Source organism: Shewanella sp. (assembly GCF_047975355.1).
Classification (GTDB): Bacteria; Pseudomonadota; Gammaproteobacteria; order Enterobacterales; family Shewanellaceae; genus Shewanella.
In genome coordinates, this window is sequence record NZ_JBKEDJ010000011.1 from 51,233 (window position 1) to 67,811 (window position 16,579).

15 protein-coding genes, 2 tRNA genes and 1 rRNA gene are annotated in these 16,579 nt (G+C 45.5%); 8 read left to right on the plus strand and 10 right to left on the minus strand.

The features are described from left to right. Positions 1-294: 294 nt before the first annotated feature. On the minus strand, positions 295-531 hold the full coding sequence (locus ACK5NH_RS05025; protein ID WP_416918069.1) for a hypothetical protein: 237 nt from the start codon (positions 529-531) through the stop codon (positions 295-297). Positions 532-1,257: 726 nt separating this feature from the next. Here ACK5NH_RS05025 and ACK5NH_RS05030 point away from each other — a divergent pair. Then, the gene (locus tag ACK5NH_RS05030; RefSeq protein WP_011718002.1) at positions 1,258-1,827 is read left to right on the plus strand and encodes an acetate uptake transporter; all 570 of its coding nucleotides are present in this window, start codon (positions 1,258-1,260) and stop codon (positions 1,825-1,827) included. A 77-nt stretch (positions 1,828-1,904) separates the two neighbouring features. On the opposite strand, the gene ACK5NH_RS05035 is transcribed toward ACK5NH_RS05030, so the two are convergent. From ACK5NH_RS05035 to ACK5NH_RS05045, 3 genes are all read right to left on the minus strand, one after another. Beyond that, positions 1,905-2,375: a YcxB family protein gene (locus ACK5NH_RS05035; RefSeq protein ID WP_416918070.1), complete on the minus strand. Its 471-nt coding sequence runs from the start codon at positions 2,373-2,375 to the stop codon at positions 1,905-1,907. 144 nt (positions 2,376-2,519) lie between these two features. Beyond that, positions 2,520-2,936: a VOC family protein gene (locus ACK5NH_RS05040; RefSeq protein ID WP_416918071.1), complete on the minus strand. Its 417-nt coding sequence runs from the start codon at positions 2,934-2,936 to the stop codon at positions 2,520-2,522. A 47-nt stretch (positions 2,937-2,983) separates the two neighbouring features. Further along, positions 2,984-3,598 (minus strand): NADPH-dependent FMN reductase, encoded by a 615-nt coding sequence (locus ACK5NH_RS05045; protein WP_416918072.1) that lies wholly within the window; start codon positions 3,596-3,598, stop codon positions 2,984-2,986. Positions 3,599-3,744: 146 nt separating this feature from the next. Between ACK5NH_RS05045 and ACK5NH_RS05050 the strand changes: the two genes are divergently transcribed. After that, positions 3,745-4,365, plus strand: a complete 621-nt coding sequence (locus ACK5NH_RS05050; RefSeq protein WP_416918073.1) for a helix-turn-helix transcriptional regulator — start codon at positions 3,745-3,747, stop codon at positions 4,363-4,365. 21 nt (positions 4,366-4,386) lie between these two features. Beyond that, entirely contained in the window at positions 4,387-5,133 is a 747-nt protein-coding gene (locus ACK5NH_RS05055) for a 16S rRNA pseudouridine(516) synthase (protein WP_416918074.1), read from the plus strand. Positions 5,134-5,209: 76 nt separating this feature from the next. On the opposite strand, the gene hmpA is transcribed toward ACK5NH_RS05055, so the two are convergent. The 5 genes from hmpA to ACK5NH_RS05080 all read right to left on the minus strand — a co-directional run bounded on the left by hmpA (position 5,210) and on the right by ACK5NH_RS05080 (position 9,568). After that, positions 5,210-6,403, minus strand: coding sequence for an NO-inducible flavohemoprotein (gene hmpA, locus ACK5NH_RS05060; RefSeq protein ID WP_416918075.1), 1,194 nt, complete (start codon positions 6,401-6,403; stop codon positions 5,210-5,212). A 175-nt stretch (positions 6,404-6,578) separates the two neighbouring features. Beyond that, positions 6,579-8,204 (minus strand): methyl-accepting chemotaxis protein, encoded by a 1,626-nt coding sequence (locus ACK5NH_RS05065; protein WP_416918076.1) that lies wholly within the window; start codon positions 8,202-8,204, stop codon positions 6,579-6,581. 164 nt (positions 8,205-8,368) lie between these two features. Continuing rightward, positions 8,369-8,455 (minus strand) — tRNA-Leu (locus ACK5NH_RS05070). Between the two features lie 55 nt (positions 8,456-8,510). Continuing rightward, positions 8,511-8,586: transfer RNA gene (locus ACK5NH_RS05075), tRNA-Phe, on the minus strand. Positions 8,587-8,806: 220 nt separating this feature from the next. Next, positions 8,807-9,568: an outer membrane protein assembly factor BamD gene (locus ACK5NH_RS05080; RefSeq protein WP_416918077.1), complete on the minus strand. Its 762-nt coding sequence runs from the start codon at positions 9,566-9,568 to the stop codon at positions 8,807-8,809. A 122-nt stretch (positions 9,569-9,690) separates the two neighbouring features. On the opposite strand from ACK5NH_RS05080, the gene rluD reads away from it, so the two are divergent. The 3 genes from rluD (at position 9,691) to clpB (ending at position 14,145) form a co-directional block, all read left to right on the plus strand. Beyond that, on the plus strand, positions 9,691-10,662 hold the full coding sequence (gene rluD / locus ACK5NH_RS05085) for a 23S rRNA pseudouridine(1911/1915/1917) synthase RluD (RefSeq protein ID WP_279769749.1): 972 nt from the start codon (positions 9,691-9,693) through the stop codon (positions 10,660-10,662). A 3-nt stretch (positions 10,663-10,665) separates the two neighbouring features. Then, positions 10,666-11,454, plus strand: a complete 789-nt coding sequence (pgeF, locus tag ACK5NH_RS05090; protein ID WP_416918078.1) for a peptidoglycan editing factor PgeF — start codon at positions 10,666-10,668, stop codon at positions 11,452-11,454. 117 nt (positions 11,455-11,571) lie between these two features. Then, a complete protein-coding gene (gene clpB / locus ACK5NH_RS05095; RefSeq protein WP_416918079.1) occupies positions 11,572-14,145 on the plus strand; it encodes an ATP-dependent chaperone ClpB in 2,574 nt (857 codons plus the stop codon). Between the two features lie 162 nt (positions 14,146-14,307). Here clpB and ACK5NH_RS05100 read toward each other — a convergent pair whose 3' ends face one another. Beyond that, positions 14,308-14,772, minus strand: coding sequence for a DUF4124 domain-containing protein (locus tag ACK5NH_RS05100; RefSeq protein WP_416918080.1), 465 nt, complete (start codon positions 14,770-14,772; stop codon positions 14,308-14,310). 91 nt (positions 14,773-14,863) lie between these two features. Here ACK5NH_RS05100 and pssA point away from each other — a divergent pair, with 91 nt between their 5' ends. Then, on the plus strand, positions 14,864-15,682 hold the full coding sequence (gene pssA, locus ACK5NH_RS05105) for a CDP-diacylglycerol--serine O-phosphatidyltransferase (protein ID WP_416918081.1): 819 nt from the start codon (positions 14,864-14,866) through the stop codon (positions 15,680-15,682). 724 nt (positions 15,683-16,406) lie between these two features. Continuing rightward, positions 16,407-16,579: ribosomal RNA gene (locus tag ACK5NH_RS05110) — 16S ribosomal RNA — on the plus strand; the annotation flags it as partial.

The following is a 16,579-nucleotide window of genomic DNA, read 5'->3' on the forward strand; positions in this document are numbered from 1 at the left end:
TAAATCCACAGTGCTTTCACCTGAAGGGATGCAAAATGATACAGATATCATATAAATAGTATGTATGTAGATTCCCTAATCAGTTGAAAGACAAAAATAAAGGTCTGAAATGCCTTTGTTTCGTCTTTTGGGTTTTGTTGATTTTTGGTGGTTATTTTGCAGCGTTTTATGGTGTAAAAGTTTACGGGTTCGAGTTGTTTGCCTCAATAAAAATGCCATTCAGGGTTTGAATGGCATAAGCAGAGCGCGCTAAAAACCTAATCGAGCTTATAGGCTAAAGGAAGGTAAAATCGATCAGTTAAGCTCTTTGACGGTTTGGTAGCCCATTTCAGTGAGTTGGTCATTCACGCAGTCGAGCACATATTGTTTAAGCTCTGCATTTTCGACCTGATCTTCAGAGGCCATTTGTTGGCACACTTCTGTCAGTTGAGCGATATCATTTGCAGGTGCAGGAGGAAGTGTCGATTCATCGGCAAAGGCTGCGAAATTCATAAGTGCCGAGAGTGTGATAACAGCTGATAACGTTTTCATTTTATTTCCTTTAGTTATTGATAGTTAACAACAGCCTAACTGGTTTCCCATCATGCCGCTGCGTCAACAGATAGCAATCTATCACTGCTATTATTTTTTAGATATAAATAATTTTTCGCTAATTTGGTGAGCCATTTTCACCAGCTAAACTTGGCGATTTTATGGGCGATTTAGGACTTCACTTTGGCCTGTTTTACCAAAGATGAATGTGCTGCAAAGTGTCACTTTATCTTTATCACTTTTACGCCAAGATCTGGCTCCTTTCATTAAGACGGTTTAAATGGCTCGAAGTTTCATTGCCGAATACGAGTAAATGTTATCAATTTGTCTAAAGCTAGACTTATGTCACCTTTTAACGGTTTATGGGGTGAAGTTAATATTTTTCAGGGTTTATCTCTGTGTGGTGCAATCCACTTTTAAAGAAGGAAGATAGGAAATTTGAACCTTAGCAAAATTACACAATAAATCGGATTTGGCGCACTATTTACACTAGTTTTTTGTAGCTATTTGAATCTTAAAAGATTAATTTTTTAATTATAGCTTTAATTTAAATTTAACTTTTTATGATTTTGATTTTAAATGATTAATTTGTGATTTTATCTTCTATTGATATTTTTATTGTGATTGCGTTGTTAGTTATCTAAAATTCGCCGCTTTTTATAAAACCATAAGTACCTAGTCTTTATCTATGTACTGAGATTAATTTATTTATTTTGGGGACTTTCTGTGTCGACAAAACTGGCGAATCCTGCTCCGTTAGGCTTAATGGGCTTTGGTATGACGACTATCCTGTTGAACATTCACAATGCGGGTTACTTTCCGATTGATGCAATGATCTTAGCGATGGGCATTTTCTATGGCGGACTCGGCCAAATCATTGTCGGCATTATGTGTTTTATGCGTGGCGATACCTTTGGAACAACTGCATTTACCTCTTACGGTTTATTTTGGCTAACTTTAGTCGGGCTGATTTTAATGCCTAATGCAGGGATTGCGGCGAGTCCAACCCACTTTATGGGATGGTATTTAACCCTGTGGGGGATTTTTACGGCCTTTATGTTCGTGGGATCGTTACGCTACCCAAGAGCTAAACAGTTTGTGTTTGCCTCGCTCACCATTTTGTTCTTCCTGTTAGCGGCAAGGGATTTTACCGGCAGTGCGCTGATTGGCACTATCGCGGGTTTTGAAGGGATTATCTGTGGCGCGAGTGCGATTTACTTTGCCATGGCGCAAGTGCTTAACAATGAATATGGCCGCACGATTTTGCCGATTGGCGAGTTAAAAGCTAAGGCTTAAGCGTTAATTCTTGGTTGTTACATTTAACAAAAAGGCTGAATGATTCAGCCTTTTTGTTTTTGTGCTTGCCGCTTGGGTTAGATTTTGGTCTTTATAAACGAGGAGCAGGCATCATCTAAGCTGCGATTAGAAATATAACTGGTGCCGGTTTTATGGGTGATCAGAAATCCCTTTTCCGTTGGCACAATACGGTAAATATTCGTCCAAAGAATTTGGCTTTTAACGTATTGTGATTCGGTGCTGATCCCTTGCTCATCAACAATAAGCGTGACTTCATTATTGGCGGCCTTACTCATCATCTGCCGCATCAACCACCAAGCTTTGTTGTATTTCACATTCAAGGCTTCAATCACCCCGAGTCCAACAAAGAAATAGGCCAGATAGAGGCTGATATCCGCAAAAATCAGTGCAATACCAATGAGTCCAAACCCCATGGCTTTATAGTAAGGTTTGAGAGTGGGATCTGACTTGACCGACTGGGTATAACACTCGTCAAAATGTACTTTATCTAAGATATAAGTAGTGGAATAACAATAAGGTGTTGTCATCGAGTTATCTAATATTGGAAAGCCTGATTGTGCGCTAGTTTAGCGGTTTAGCCTCTCAATGTAACGATTTTTAGACTGGCGTCTAAGTTGATGACGAAGCGAGGAATACAGGGCTTATGTATCCCTCGCCATTAACCTTATGGCTTAATAACGATTGCGTTCGCAGGGTAGGTCACTGAGATACTCTACAAACTCGACCTCAAATCCGTGAGCATCAAAGAAGTAGATATTGCGGCGGAAAGGATCTTCCATGCCATCTTTGGCTATCGGGAATCCTGCCTGCGTCAATCTTTCAATGACGGCATCTAAATCACTCACCACAAAGGCAAAATGGGCTAAGCCAATTTGATGGCCTGTGAGGTCGCGGTTTTCGCCCTCACCGTTATCACTAAAGGCAATGTACTGATAATCATCGCCAAAGTGGATCCAGTTGCGCGGTTTACCATACCAAGTGCCTTTATCTCCGCCACGAACACGCCAATGGGGAAAGGCCGCTTGATAAAAAGTGAGTGCTTTAGGGATGTCGTCGACGACTAGGTTGATATGCTCTAAATGGATCATGATGCGTTCCTTGTAATGATTTTAGTAGTGTTATTCATCCAAGCTGCTTACATACCGTAGCAGTATTCCTGTTGCTTGGGGTAGGGTTGATGAATATGGCGTTGGCGAATTGGCGCTAAGGCTTGGGCGTATTGATGCAGCATAAACAGGCTATATTGCACTCTTTCCCTAAGGGAGATATCTCGCGCGCCTTGGGGCGTTGTATTGAGTACATCCTCGACATTGCGAATAATCAAATGGTCAGGAATAGGTACTAACTTATTGTTTTTGAGTGCGTTCATTTTGACTTCAACAATAGGGTAAGTTCCGCTAATGCCACTGCAAACCGAAATCAACAATACGGGCTTATGGGCGGTTTCCTGACGGTTACACATCAGCAGAAAGTTCTTAAGCAGTGGCGATGCCATCCCACCCCATTCGGGCGTGATCAAAACCAGAGCATCCGCAGTATCCACCCTTTGCTCTATTTCAGGCCAATGTTCGCCCTTGTTGTCTTCTTCACCATCCCAAAATGGTAGGTTGAACTGGCAAAGTTCTAAGTGATGTATGGCGTCGTACCCAACAGAATGGGGCGATAAAAAACTGGTTTTGGTAATGTATCTCGCGACTTTGGCGCTTTGCGAGTTGGCTCTTTGGCTGGTACTGATGATGAGTAACTTCATTATGTAAACCTATTTGTTCATAAATTATTTGTAAGGTAATTACTTTATTTAATCTTGTAAAGGATAAAATAAATAAAAAACTTTATTTATTCTGTTAAAAGGTGGTCGATTAAGGGATAATCCGAGGCGAAGAGCGGAGAGCGCATATGAAAACCACTGATAAGATTATTCAATTACTCAAGTTGCACGGCCCATTGACGGCTAAGACCTTAGCGGAAGAATTAGCGCTGACCACCATGGGAGTTCGGCAGCATCTGCAAGCCTTAGAGGATGCGGGTGATGTAGATATTGAAGATAGAGTCGAAGGCCGTGGGCGTCCAACCCGATATTGGGGATTAACGGAGCAGAGCCGAACCCACTTTGCCGATCGCCACAGTGAGCTAAGTTTGCAACTAATTGATTCTGTTAAAATGATTTTTGGCGATCAAGGCTTGGATAAACTGATCGAGCATAGGGAACAAACGGCCATGCAGCAGTACAGTTCGGCTATGTCGGGCATGCCAGATATTGCCAGTCGGCTTGCTAAACTGGTGGAGCTGCGCACTTTAGAGGGCTATATGGCGACGCAGGAACAAGCGGATGGAGTTTTTTGGTTGCTTGAAAATCATTGTCCTATCTGCAGCGCAGCGACCAAATGCCAAAACTTTTGTCGCTCCGAGCTGCAACTGTTCCGGCAATTATTTGCCGATATCGCCAGTGTGAGTCGTGAAGAGCATATCATCGACGGCGCCCGCCGCTGTGCTTATCGCATTGCGCCTTTATCTTAACGTTGAGTGGTTCATTAAACTATGCAATCAAAACGCGGTCGTCTCGACAGATATCTCGCCGTTAAGCTGCAAATTCACCGTAAAGCTGTGCGAGAACTCTTGCTGGCGCAGCGAGTGTATGTAAATGGTGCACTAGCAAAAGCGCTCGATCTGCTGGTGGATGAATTTTCTCACATAGTGTTTGATGGGCAAGTCTTACAGGCCAATCAGCCTGTGTATCTTATGCTTCATAAACCCGTTGGCGTTGTGAGTGCCACCAAGGATAAAGAGCATCGCACTGTGATTGATTTACTCGACTGCGATGTTCGCCATGAGCTGCATATTGCAGGCCGGTTAGATTTAAACTCTTCGGGTTTATTGCTGCTGACCAATGATAGTCGTTGGTCTGAGACATTAATGTCACCCGAGCAAAAAGTGGATAAAGTGTATCGGGTGACCTTGGCCAATCCCTTGAATGAGGAGTATATCGCGGCATTTGCACAGGGCATGTATTTTGGCTTTGAGGATATCACGACTCAACCCGCAAAACTTACTATCCTCGACACTCATATTGCAGAGGTCACTCTAAGGGAAGGAAAGTATCATCAAATCAAGCGGATGTTTGGCCGTTTCCGTAATCCTGTGGTAGGATTACATCGCCTCTCTATTGGTGAGATTACTCTAGATCAAGGCTTAAGCCCTGGTGAGAGCCGAATGCTGACAGCGCAGGAGGTGGCATCTATCTTGCGGCGAAGTCAGTTTCGGTCAGTGCTTATGGATAGGTGTTAAGCCACCTTGTCTTACGAGAAAGTGGCTTTGGTTTGTAGCCAGTTATCTATGGATGATTGATAACTAAGGTGCGGCCTTAGAGCTCGGCATGTGGACCGAAGACTTCATAATGCATCTGTTCGGTAGGTACACCAAAGGCGAGTAACTGCTGCTTGATAGACGCCATAAATCCAATCGGACCACAGAAGTAGTAGTGTGCATTAGTTGTGATTTTATCGGCTACGGATGATAAGTTCATTGTGCCTTCAAAATCATAATCTTGGCCTAAAATATCAGCCTTTGCAGGCTCCCTATACCACACATGGCTGGCAAGATTGGCATGTTGACCGAGTTTGCTTTTGATTGCTGATTTAAACCCGTGTACTCCACCGTGCTCGCAGGCATGTAACCAAGTCACAGCGCTTGGGTGTTGTAGTTTGAGCAGCTGATTCAACATACTCTTCATCGGCGTTTGCCCAACTCCTGCTGAAATCAACACGACAGGCGTCTCTGGTTGAGCCGCTAAGATGAAATCGCCAGCAGGCGGCATAACTGAAAGCTTGTCACCGACTTGCAGTACATCGTGCAGTAGATTTGATACCTGCCCATTAAGCTCACGCTTTACCGTGATCCGATAGCTTCGACCATTTGGCGCATCAGAAAGCGAATACTGGCGAATTTCATCGAAGGCGAGCTTAGGATGTTGTAGCTTAATGCTCAAGTATTGCCCAGGAGTGAAGTCTTTTACCGCTTGCCCATCAGTTGGCGTTAAGATAAACGAGGTGATTTCGCCAGACTCGGCTTTTTTCTCGCTAATAATAAACTCACGAACCCCAGACCAACCGCCATCCTGTTGAGCACTTTCTTGATAAATTTGCGCTTCACGCTGAATAAAAATGTTGGCTAAAAACTGATAGGCATCGCCCCATGCTGTGAGCACTTCTTCAGTAACCGCTTCTCCACCCAGCTCTTTGAGTGTAGCCAGTAGGTGCCCACCGACGATGGCATATTGTTCAGGTTTAATTAAAAATCCTGTGTGCTTTTGGGCTATACGCTCAACAGCAGTGCCCAGCGCGCCTAAGTTATCAATATTTTTGGCATAGGCGGCAACTGCGTTAAATAAGGCAACGGGCTGGCCGCCTGAATGTTGATGAGCCAAGTTAAACACATCTTTTAACTCAGGATTGTGGGTAAACATTCGTTGGTAGAAATATTGAGTGAGTGCAGGACCTGCTGATTCGAGAAGGGGGATAGTGCTCTTAATGATTTGGATGGTACGGCTATCCAACATAGTGAATCCTTAACATGCTTTATTTATGAATGTTATTGGAGTTTAAAGATTCATTTGATTTGGATCAATAAAAATTACAGTTAAAGCTGTTAAGTGAAGTGTCGCCTGCATACAAAAAGCCATCAGAAAATCGGGAAAGGGACTGGCACAGCAGGCCTGTGCCAGTGAGTATGAGCTAGAGCCTGAATGCGCTCACCTGATTACGCATACTGTTGGCAAGCTTAGTCAGGTTCATCACAGATTCACTCAATTCTAAGGCTGAGTTAGTGGAATGTTCGGCAATATCACTGATGGCGATAATGCTACGGTTGATGCTCTCGGCGACGCTGCTTTGCTCCTCGGCAGCCGTAGCGATATGGGTATTTAGCTCAGTAATGTTATCGACGGAAGCGACAATCTCTTTTAACGCTTGGCCAGCTTGGTTCGCCTTGTCGTTGGCATCATCGACTTGATTGATACCCACTTCCATCGCATTCACGGCCTCTTTAACCCCTTGCTGCAGAGTGGCGATCATCGCTTCAATTTCTTGGGTTGATTTTTGAGTGCGCTGCGCTAATGTCCTGACTTCGTCGGCGACGACCGCAAAGCCTCGACCTTGTTCACCCGCGCGGGCGGCTTCAATTGCCGCATTGAGTGCCAGTAGATTGGTTTGCTCGGCAATGCTTTTGATCACATCCAATACTCGGCCGATGTTTTGACTCTCATTGGATAAAAAGCCAATCACTTGAGCCGTTTTTTGAATTTGTTCGGAAAGCTGCGACATGCTGGTGATGGATTGCATCACAATATGATTACCATTGGCTGCGTAATTATCTGCATCCTTGGCGGAGTCCGCTGCCGCGGCGGCGCTTTGGGCGACCTCTGCGACGGTGGCCGTCATCTCGTTCATGGCGGTGGCAGTTTGTTCGGTTTCCGCCTGTTGCTGCTGCATACGTTTGTTGGTTTCTTGAGTAAAACTGCTTAACTCAGTGGCCGAACTATTCACCGTATTCGCGGCTTCGGCTATGGAATGTAAGATCCCTCGTAAATGCTCGATAACTTGAGTGAGACTAGTAGAAATCTGCCCAAGTTCATCATCATTGAAGGTTTTAAATTTCACCGTGAGATCAGAGTTTTGCCTAATGGTTTTAAGATTCTCCACAATATCGCGGATCGGATTCATCACACTGCGATTGACCCATAGTCCTATCACTATGCTGATCAGCATTGCCATACCTGCGAGAATAATAAATATGGAAATGGATGATTGATAGATACTTTTTACGGCATCTTTTTCTTGTCCGGCAATCTTAATTTGCAGATCAATAAGTTCGGAGACTTTACCGCTGATAGGGTCTATGGCTTGATATAGAGGCAATATTTTGTCATTCAGTTGATGAAGTGTACCCCCATTCAACCCCCTGAGATATGCGACTAACTGCTCAATTTGTTCATTGGCGGGAATGAATAAACGTTCGGCTTGTTGCGCGAGTTGCGACTCTTCCTTGGTTAGCTCTGTGGCGAGATACTTATGCCAGCGTTGATCTACAATGGATTTGGCACTATCGAGTGCATTGATAGTTTGTGACGCGGTAATACCGCCTGCATTAGCCTTGTTTACCGCATCAATCACATCGACGGCATATTTATCGGCAATGACTTTGAGATCATCGAGTGGGACGACTCGGTCGTTATAGATTCGCTCCACGCCATATTCGATTTTTCCCATCATATTGATAGCGATAAAACCGATAGTCACTAGTAGTAGCAGTGGCACGAGAATGCCAATAAACATTTTTTGTTTTATTTGAAGACCATTCATATGGATTTCCTAAGTAAAGCAAGGGAGTCCTTTTAGGCAGAGCTCGAGCTATCCCTATGATGAGTCTGTATGAATAGTTATAGCAAATATGCTGGAAGAGGTTGGATATTTAAGGAAATTAAATTGCAGATACAAAAAAACCTCGCTAAGCGAGGTTTAAATGTTGGTACAGATGAGAGGACTTGAACCTCCACGCCCGCAAGGGCACCAGCACCTGAAGCTGGCGTGTCTACCAATTACACCACACCTGCACTGTACTTTATTGCAATCCTTTAACACTGGTCGCTATGGCAACCAATTTAAAGATGGTGCCCGAACCCGGAATCGAACCAGGGACACGAGGATTTTCAATCCTCTGCTCTACCGACTGAGCTATTCGGGCGACGGGCGCAATTTAAAGGCTTTTCGGCTTTTGAGTCAACTGATTTTTACGAAATAATGTAAAAAGTGGTGCGGTTGGATAAGTTTTACACGAATAGCGTATTTCTTAACTAATGAAGGGGGGGGCGGGAAGGTTGAGTGCTTGATAACCCTAGTCACTAAAGCATGGTAAAGGAGAAGCCAAGGCTAAAAAAATGCCCCTTATAAAGGGGCATTTACGCTTAGTTCGATAAGATTTCGTTGTTTGGGAAGTTCGCTTGCATTACCATGAGCACGTTTTGCTTCAGTTGGTTCTGACCTAACTCGCCATAAGCTTCTGCCATAATCTCCAGTGCCCGCTCTGTTGAAGGGGTGCCGGGATATGTTTCCAACACAGATTGAGCACGAACGGCCGCAGCACTCCAAGCGTTCATTTTGAGATAATACTCAGCAACTTGAATGGAATATTTTGCTAAACGGTTTTTCAGCGACAACATGCGTTTTTGTGCATCGGCAGCATACTTGCTGTTGGGATAGGTTTTGATTAAACGATCAAAATCCTTAAAGGCATCTTGGGCATTTTTAGGATCGCGGTCGGTTCTATCGATATTCAACATATCGTGGAACAGATAGCTGTCAGCCTGCATATTGACGAGTCCACGCATATAGTAGACATAATCGATATCAGGATGAGTTGGGTTTAAACGGATGAATCTGTCAATGTTGGCAATGCCAGAGGCAACATCGTCCATTTTGTAATAGGCATAAATCAGATCCAATTGAACCTGAGTTTTATGTGGTCCGAAGGGGAAGCGTGAGTCTAACGCTTCCAATGAACGGACGGCTTTAGAGTAATTGCCAAGCTCCATGGAGGTTCTTGCCTGAGAATAGAGCACATCAGGTGAGGCTTTGGCGGCAATGTCGTTATCTTCAGGACTGCTACTACAGGCTGATAACGCTAGCGAAAATAGGACTAAGGTTAAGCCTTTGGAGAATTTATACATACTTGAATTCAATTCTTTATAAGTTGTAGTTAAGAATTTTTCCATTTCACGATAAAATAGAAAGCATTCGATTGTAACAGATAGCACACATTTTTTGACCCCAAAATGGGGATACGGTTCCTATGACACAAGAGATTAATCTAAAAAGCGAGATTTCGGCAACACAAACTGGCCTGAGATTGGATCAAGCACTGGCTGAGTTGTTCCCAGATTACTCGCGCACGCGCATCAAGGAATGGATCCTATCTGATGCAGTCTATGTTGATGGTGTGATGGTCAATAAGCCGCGCGAAAAGGTATTCGAGCTGCAACGTATTGAAATCAACGCCACGCTCGAAGAAGAAGTGCATGCAGCCGCACAAGCGATTGAGCTGGATATTGTCTATGAAGACGATGATATCTTAGTGATCAATAAACAAGCGGGCTTAGTGGTTCACCCCGGTGCAGGCAATGCCGATGGCACTTTGATGAACGCACTGCTGCACCATTGTCCTAATATTGAGCATGTACCACGTGCGGGTATTGTGCACCGTTTGGATAAAGACACTACAGGTTTGATGGTGGTGGCCAAAACAGTTGAAGCACAAACCCATTTAGTGGCTGCGTTGCAAGCCCGTGAAATCACTCGAGAGTACGAAGCGATTGTCCTCGGTACTATGACGGCGGGTGGCACTGTCGATGAACCTATTGGTCGTCATCCGACAAAACGTACCCATATGGCGGTGCATCATTCGGGTAAACCCGCGGTGACTCACTACCGTGTTGCGGAAAAATTCCGTAATCACACCCGTTTAAGATTGCGTTTAGAATCGGGCCGTACTCACCAAATACGTGTGCATATGGCATACATTGGCCATGTGCTGGTGGGCGATCCTGTATATGGCGGCCGTCCAAAACCGCCAAAAGCGGCGAGTCCTGAGTTTTTCGAGATCCTGAAAAACTTTAAACGCCAAGCACTGCATGCGGTGCGTTTGGAGTTAGCGCATCCTGTGACTTGTGAAGTCATGAGCTGGACTGCGCCTATCCCAGAAGACATGGTGATTCTGACTAAAGCGCTACGTCAAGACACCTTAGAACACCCAGTCGAGTACTAAGCTATGCTGCGTCACGATTGGCCAGTGCCGGATAATGTGGCAATTGCGATGACTGACCGCCGTGGTGGAGTGAGTCAGGCACCCTACGACAGCCTGAATTTAGGGCTGCACGTGGGGGATGCGCCACAACAGGTATTGGCAAATCGTGGCATTTTGGCGAAACAGTTAGGACTTGCGACTGAGCCTGTGTGGTTGGAGCAAGTCCATGGCACTCAGGTGCTTGATTTGGCGGATATCGCCCCAATCAATCTTGCCCAAGAAGCTCAATCAGAGTATGTAACCTTGCAAGATACGCCACCTTTGGTTGCCGATGCCAGCTATACCGATCTCGCTGGGCGGGTTTGTGTGGTGATGACCGCCGACTGTTTACCTGTACTTCTGTGTAATCAACAAGGTACAGAGGTCGCCGCTGCCCATGCAGGCTGGCGCGGACTCTGTGATGGTGTGATTGAGACGACAGTGGCTAAGTTTGCCTCTAAGCCGAGCGAGCTGATTGCCTATTTAGGGCCTACCATTGGGCCTAAGACCTTTGAAGTTGGCGCCGAAGTGCGCGCTGCCTTTATGGCAAAAGATCCCAATGCGCTAAACTGCTTTGTTGCTCAGTGTCAGGCAACTAAGCCTGATAAATTCCTCGCCGATATTATCGGATTGGCTAAATTGCGCTTAAAGAAACTGGGTATTACGCAGGTCCACAGTGCCGATATTTGCACTGTCTCTAGCTCCGATTATTTCTCTTATCGTCGCGATAAAGTCACTGGCCGCATGGCTTCATTGATCTGGCTTAAGTCTTAGGTTTATTCCCCTACAATTTGTATTAATTTCCCGCCGTCTTGCTTGAAATCGGTTAAATAGCCCCCATCTTTTAACTAACAAAATGTTATACCTAATTTGTGAGTTTTAGGAGGCTGTATGCGACTCGATCGTATGACCAATAAATTTCAGCTTGCCATCTCAGATGCCCAGTCGCTCGCGCTCGGGCGTGATCATCAGTTTATCGAACCGTTACATTTGATGATGGCGCTGCTCAACCAGGATTCTGGTTCTATCCATCCTTTATTAACCCAAGCTGGCATTCGGGTGAGTGCGCTGCGCTCGCTGTTGAGCCAAGAGCTTGAACGTCTACCGCAGGTCGAAGGCACTGGCGGCGATGTACAATTATCCCAAGGTTTAATTCGCTTATTAAACCTGTGCGACAAGTTGGCGCAAAAGCGCAAAGACAAATATATCTCCAGTGAGTTGTTTGTTTTAGCTGCACTCGAAGGCAGTGATGCCTTAGCACAATGCTTAAAGAAATCCGGCGCCACCAAAGAGCTGTTGGAGCAAACCATTGAGCAAGTGCGCGGTGGTCAAAATGTGGATGATCCTAACGCGGAAGACCAACGCCAAGCGCTGAAAAAGTTTACTGTTGATCTCACCGAGCGTGCCGAGCAGGGCAAACTCGACCCTGTGATTGGCCGTGACGATGAAATCCGCCGCACCATTCAAGTGCTGCAACGTCGTAGTAAAAACAACCCTGTGCTAATTGGTGAGCCCGGCGTAGGTAAAACAGCGATTGTCGAAGGTCTCGCTCAGCGTATTGTGAACGGTGAAGTGCCTGAAGGGATTAAGAATAAACGCGTTTTATCCTTAGACATGGGCGCACTGATTGCGGGTGCTAAATATCGTGGCGAGTTTGAAGAGCGTTTAAAAGCCGTGCTTAACGAGCTGGCACAGGAAGAGGGCCAAGTGATCCTCTTTATCGACGAGCTGCACACTATGGTGGGCGCGGGTAAAGGCGATGGCGCCATGGATGCGGGTAACATGTTAAAGCCTGCACTGGCCCGTGGCGATCTACACTGTGTGGGCGCGACTACCCTCGACGAATATCGTCAATATATTGAAAAGGATGCGGCTCTTGAGCGCCGCTTCCAGAAAGTATTAGTGGATGAGCCTAGCGTTGAAGATACCATCGCGATATTGCGTGGTTTGAAGGAGCGTTACGAGCTGCATCACCATGTGGAAATTACCGACCCGGCGATTGTAGCTGCGGCAACTATGTCACATCGTTATGTGTCGGACCGTAAATTACCCGATAAAGCCATCGATTTGATTGACGAGGCGGCATCGAGCATCCGTATGCAGATGGATTCTAAGCCCGAATCCCTCGACAGATTAGAGCGCAGAGCTATCCAGTTGAAACTGGAAGAGCAGGCATTAGCCAAAGAAAACGATGAGGCGAGCCGCCGCCGACTCGACCATTTACGCGTCGAGTTGCATGAGGTTGAGGCTAAGGCGTCGGAGCTTAATGAAATCTGGCGCACCGAAAAAGCGGCGCTAGCGGGAACTCAGCATATTAAAGCCGACCTTGAGCAGGCGCGGATGGATTTAGAAGTGGCGCGCCGCGCGGGCGATCTAACCCGTATGTCCGAGCTGCAATATGGCCGTATTCCAGAGCTTGAAAAGCAACTGGACTTAGCATCGCAAGCCGAAATGCAGGACATGACACTGCTACGCAATAAAGTCACTGACTTAGAAATCGCGGAAGTGCTCTCAAAGGCGACGGGCATTCCGGTTTCTAAGATGCTTGAAGGCGAGCGTGAAAAGCTGCTGCAAATGGAAGTGGCACTGCATGAGCGGGTGATTGGTCAAAACGAAGCCGTGGATGCTGTCGCCAATGCGATTCGCCGTAGCCGCGCTGGGCTTGCCGATCCGAATCGTCCGATTGGTTCTTTCCTGTTCTTAGGGCCAACCGGTGTGGGTAAAACTGAGCTGTGTAAGTCGTTGGCTAAGTTCCTCTTCGATACCGAATCGGCACTGGTGCGTATCGACATGTCTGAGTTTATGGAAAAACACGCCGTATCTCGTTTGGTTGGTGCGCCTCCAGGCTACGTCGGCTATGAAGAGGGCGGTTACTTAACCGAAGCGGTGCGTCGTAAGCCTTATTCGGTGATATTGCTCGATGAAGTGGAAAAGGCTCACCCAGACGTGTTCAACATTTTGCTGCAGGTGTTGGATGATGGCCGCTTAACTGATGGGCAAGGTCGTACCGTCGACTTTAGAAATACAGTGATCATCATGACCTCAAACTTAGGCTCTGACATTATCCAAGAAGGATTTGGTCACCTAAGTTACAGCGAAATGAAGAGCGCGGTGATGAATGTGGTTACCAATAGCTTTAGACCCGAGTTCTTAAACCGGATCGACGAGTCTGTGGTATTCCATCCCTTGGATGCGGAAAATATCAAGCATATTGCTTCTATCCAAATTGCTTCATTGCGTAAGCGTTTGGCAGAGAAAGACTATACGCTGGAGATCACCGACGAGGCATTATCGTTAATCGCCGAAATTGGTTTCGACCCAGTCTATGGTGCAAGACCGCTGAAACGTGCTTTGCAGCAAGAGATGGAAAACCCATTAGCGCAAAAATTACTGCGTGGTGATTTACTGCCCGGCAAACCTATCAAGGTCAGTTGCGCCGCTGGTGAGTTGGTATTCGAGCAATAATTTACGCGGATGGTTACCGTGCTAAATGCTGCTTAACCTAAACAAAAAACCGAAGTCTTAGACTTCGGTTTTTTTTATATCTATATGCTACAGATATAAGGTTTGCTTGTAAAAAAGTATTGATGTCGAGCTTTCCAGACAGACCTTTAACAACCCTCAGCTTTATTTCTTATCGCAGAACAGTTTTATCCGCTGTTGATTTTCATTGATTGCCGTTTGGCGTTCTTCTTCTGTCATAGCGACAGGTTCTTTATTACCCTCTTGTTGACGGGTGAGTTTAGTATGGGTCGTTAGTACATCTAAATTATGTTTAGCGTTCTCACAAATTGCTTCGGCTTGCTTAGCGTCTTTCTCTTTAATTAATGCAGCCGATTTTTCGGATTCAGACATTTCAGGGGGCGCTTCCTTTTTAGCGGGGGCAATATAGCCAATCTTGCCAGGCTCGAGATCTTCACTATAAAGCTGCTGCGCTTTTTGCTGCTCCTGCGTTGGTGGTTGTTGACTGTAGTGGGTGACGCCATTCTCATCGACCCAAGTGTAAATCACACCCGCCAATACGGGTTGTGTGAACAAAACTAAGCATGCAACACGCAGGAACATAGCGCTAAACTTGGCTTTCATTAACATAAAAATCATCCCTAAGGGTCAGCATCGACATGATAGTAAAATATGCTATCTTGAAGCCTACTTCCATTTCAGCTCATAGCTTTATAAGTGTATGCAAAATTCCTCAAATCAAACAGTAAAGAATAAAGGTATCTATTTACTGCCAAATTTATTCACCACCGCAGGATTGTTTTCTGGTTTCTACGCTGTGATTGCCTCTATGAATGCTAACTTTGAAGCGGCGGCGATTGCGATTTTTGTGGCCATGATTTGCGATGGCTTAGACGGCAGAGTGGCAAGGTTAACGAATACACAAAGTGACTTTGGGGCCGAATATGACAGTATGGCGGACATGGTGTCCTTTGGTATGGCGCCTGCGTTACTCGCCTATAATTGGGCGCTTGCGGATTTGGGTAAGGTTGGTTGGCTCGCGGCATTTATCTATTGTGCTGGCGCAGCACTAAGACTTGCTCGTTTTAATACTCAAGTCGGCGTGGCAGATAAGCGTTACTTTCAAGGGTTAGCCAGTCCTGCTGCTGCGGCTGTGATCGCGGGCAGCATTTGGCTTGGCAATCAATATAACCTTGATGGTAAGAATATCAGTTGGATTGCCGGATTGATTACGGCTATCACGGGATTATTAATGGTGAGTAATTTCCGTTATCACTCATTTAAGGAAATTGACTGGCGCGGCAAAGTCAATTTCATTGCTATCTTATTTGTGGTTGGTGTGTTTGTGGTTATATCGGTACAACCTGCATTAATTCTCTGTATTGGTTTTTACCTCTACGCAATCTCGGGTCCAGTGATCACTATTCGCACAGTGAGAAAGCTAAAAGTGGCCCATATTGTTGGCGATGGTGAGCATGAAAAAGAGCAAGATGCCGAGGATAGTCACAAGAGTTCGGTAAATTCGGAGGATAAGCTTTAGGTCAACAGCTTACGACTCTTCAAGTCTTACGCTTGTAGTTAGAGCTAGGGTTCAAGATCTGCGAAGTTAATCTTGAACCCTCATCCCGAGTGCGACATACGCACTGCTATATATGTAAAAGTTTTAAAGCGTCCTTTCTTAAGGCTATTCAGTCTATAGAATTCCCTGCACATCCATGCAGCGTATGCCAAACTTATCAACCCGAGTGACAAAGATTGCAGCATATTTATCCGACACTTGCCATTTTGCTGGTTATTTGCTCACTTAACGTGATTTGTTAAAAAAGCGCTTGCACAAAAAGTTCTGCTCCCTATAATGCGCATCCACTGACACGGCAGGCAGCGAAAGCAAGTGCGGTATCAGTCAGAATCGAATGCAAAATGTGCAGTTGATTCGAAAGCGGCAAGAAGTTTGCAAAAACGCCTTGACGCCAAATGGGAAATGCGTAAAATACGCAGCCCTGACCCGCTGAGCGGTAACGCGAAGTGAGTGGTCAAATGCTCTTTAACAATCTAAACAAGAAATCTGTGTGGACACTCACAGGTGTTGAGTTAATCGAAATTACTCTGCCGTTTGGCGAGTAATCAAAATTTAAATCAATGATTCCTATCACTTCGGTGAGAGTGTTCATAGCAATATGTACAAAGTTTTGGTTTCGCTTTTTTAAAAGCGGAAACAAACGACAGAATTCATTGAGTCGAATCTTCGGATTCAAAAAAACTTTTAATTGAAGAGTTTGATCATGGCTCAGATTGAACGCTGGCGGCAGGCCTAACACATGCAAGTCGAGCGGAAACGAGTTATCTGAACCTTCGGGGAACGTTAACGGCGTCGAGCGGCGGACGGGTGAGTAATGCCTGGGAAATTGCCCTGATGTGGGGGATAACCATTGGAAAC

Bases quoted from the DNA above. Each gene is read 5' to 3' on its own strand.
- ACK5NH_RS05025 (WP_416918069.1), bottom strand. From the start codon at position 531: ATGAAAACGTTATCAGCTGTTATCACACTCTCGGCACTTATGAATTTC.
- ACK5NH_RS05035 (WP_416918070.1), bottom strand. From the start codon at position 2,375: ATGACAACACCTTATTGTTATTCCACTACTTATATCTTAGATAAAGTA.
- ACK5NH_RS05040 (WP_416918071.1), bottom strand. From the start codon at position 2,936: ATGATCCATTTAGAGCATATCAACCTAGTCGTCGACGACATCCCTAAA.
- ACK5NH_RS05045 (WP_416918072.1), bottom strand. From the start codon at position 3,598: ATGAAGTTACTCATCATCAGTACCAGCCAAAGAGCCAACTCGCAAAGC.
- ACK5NH_RS05050 (WP_416918073.1), top strand. From the start codon at position 3,745: ATGAAAACCACTGATAAGATTATTCAATTACTCAAGTTGCACGGCCCA.
- ACK5NH_RS05055 (WP_416918074.1), top strand. From the start codon at position 4,387: ATGCAATCAAAACGCGGTCGTCTCGACAGATATCTCGCCGTTAAGCTG.
- hmpA (WP_416918075.1), bottom strand. From the start codon at position 6,403: ATGTTGGATAGCCGTACCATCCAAATCATTAAGAGCACTATCCCCCTT.
- ACK5NH_RS05065 (WP_416918076.1), bottom strand. From the start codon at position 8,204: ATGAATGGTCTTCAAATAAAACAAAAAATGTTTATTGGCATTCTCGTG.
- ACK5NH_RS05080 (WP_416918077.1), bottom strand. From the start codon at position 9,568: ATGTATAAATTCTCCAAAGGCTTAACCTTAGTCCTATTTTCGCTAGCG.
- rluD (WP_279769749.1), top strand. From the start codon at position 9,691: ATGACACAAGAGATTAATCTAAAAAGCGAGATTTCGGCAACACAAACT.
- pgeF (WP_416918078.1), top strand. From the start codon at position 10,666: ATGCTGCGTCACGATTGGCCAGTGCCGGATAATGTGGCAATTGCGATG.
- clpB (WP_416918079.1), top strand. From the start codon at position 11,572: ATGCGACTCGATCGTATGACCAATAAATTTCAGCTTGCCATCTCAGAT.
- ACK5NH_RS05100 (WP_416918080.1), bottom strand. From the start codon at position 14,772: ATGTTAATGAAAGCCAAGTTTAGCGCTATGTTCCTGCGTGTTGCATGC.
- pssA (WP_416918081.1), top strand. From the start codon at position 14,864: ATGCAAAATTCCTCAAATCAAACAGTAAAGAATAAAGGTATCTATTTA.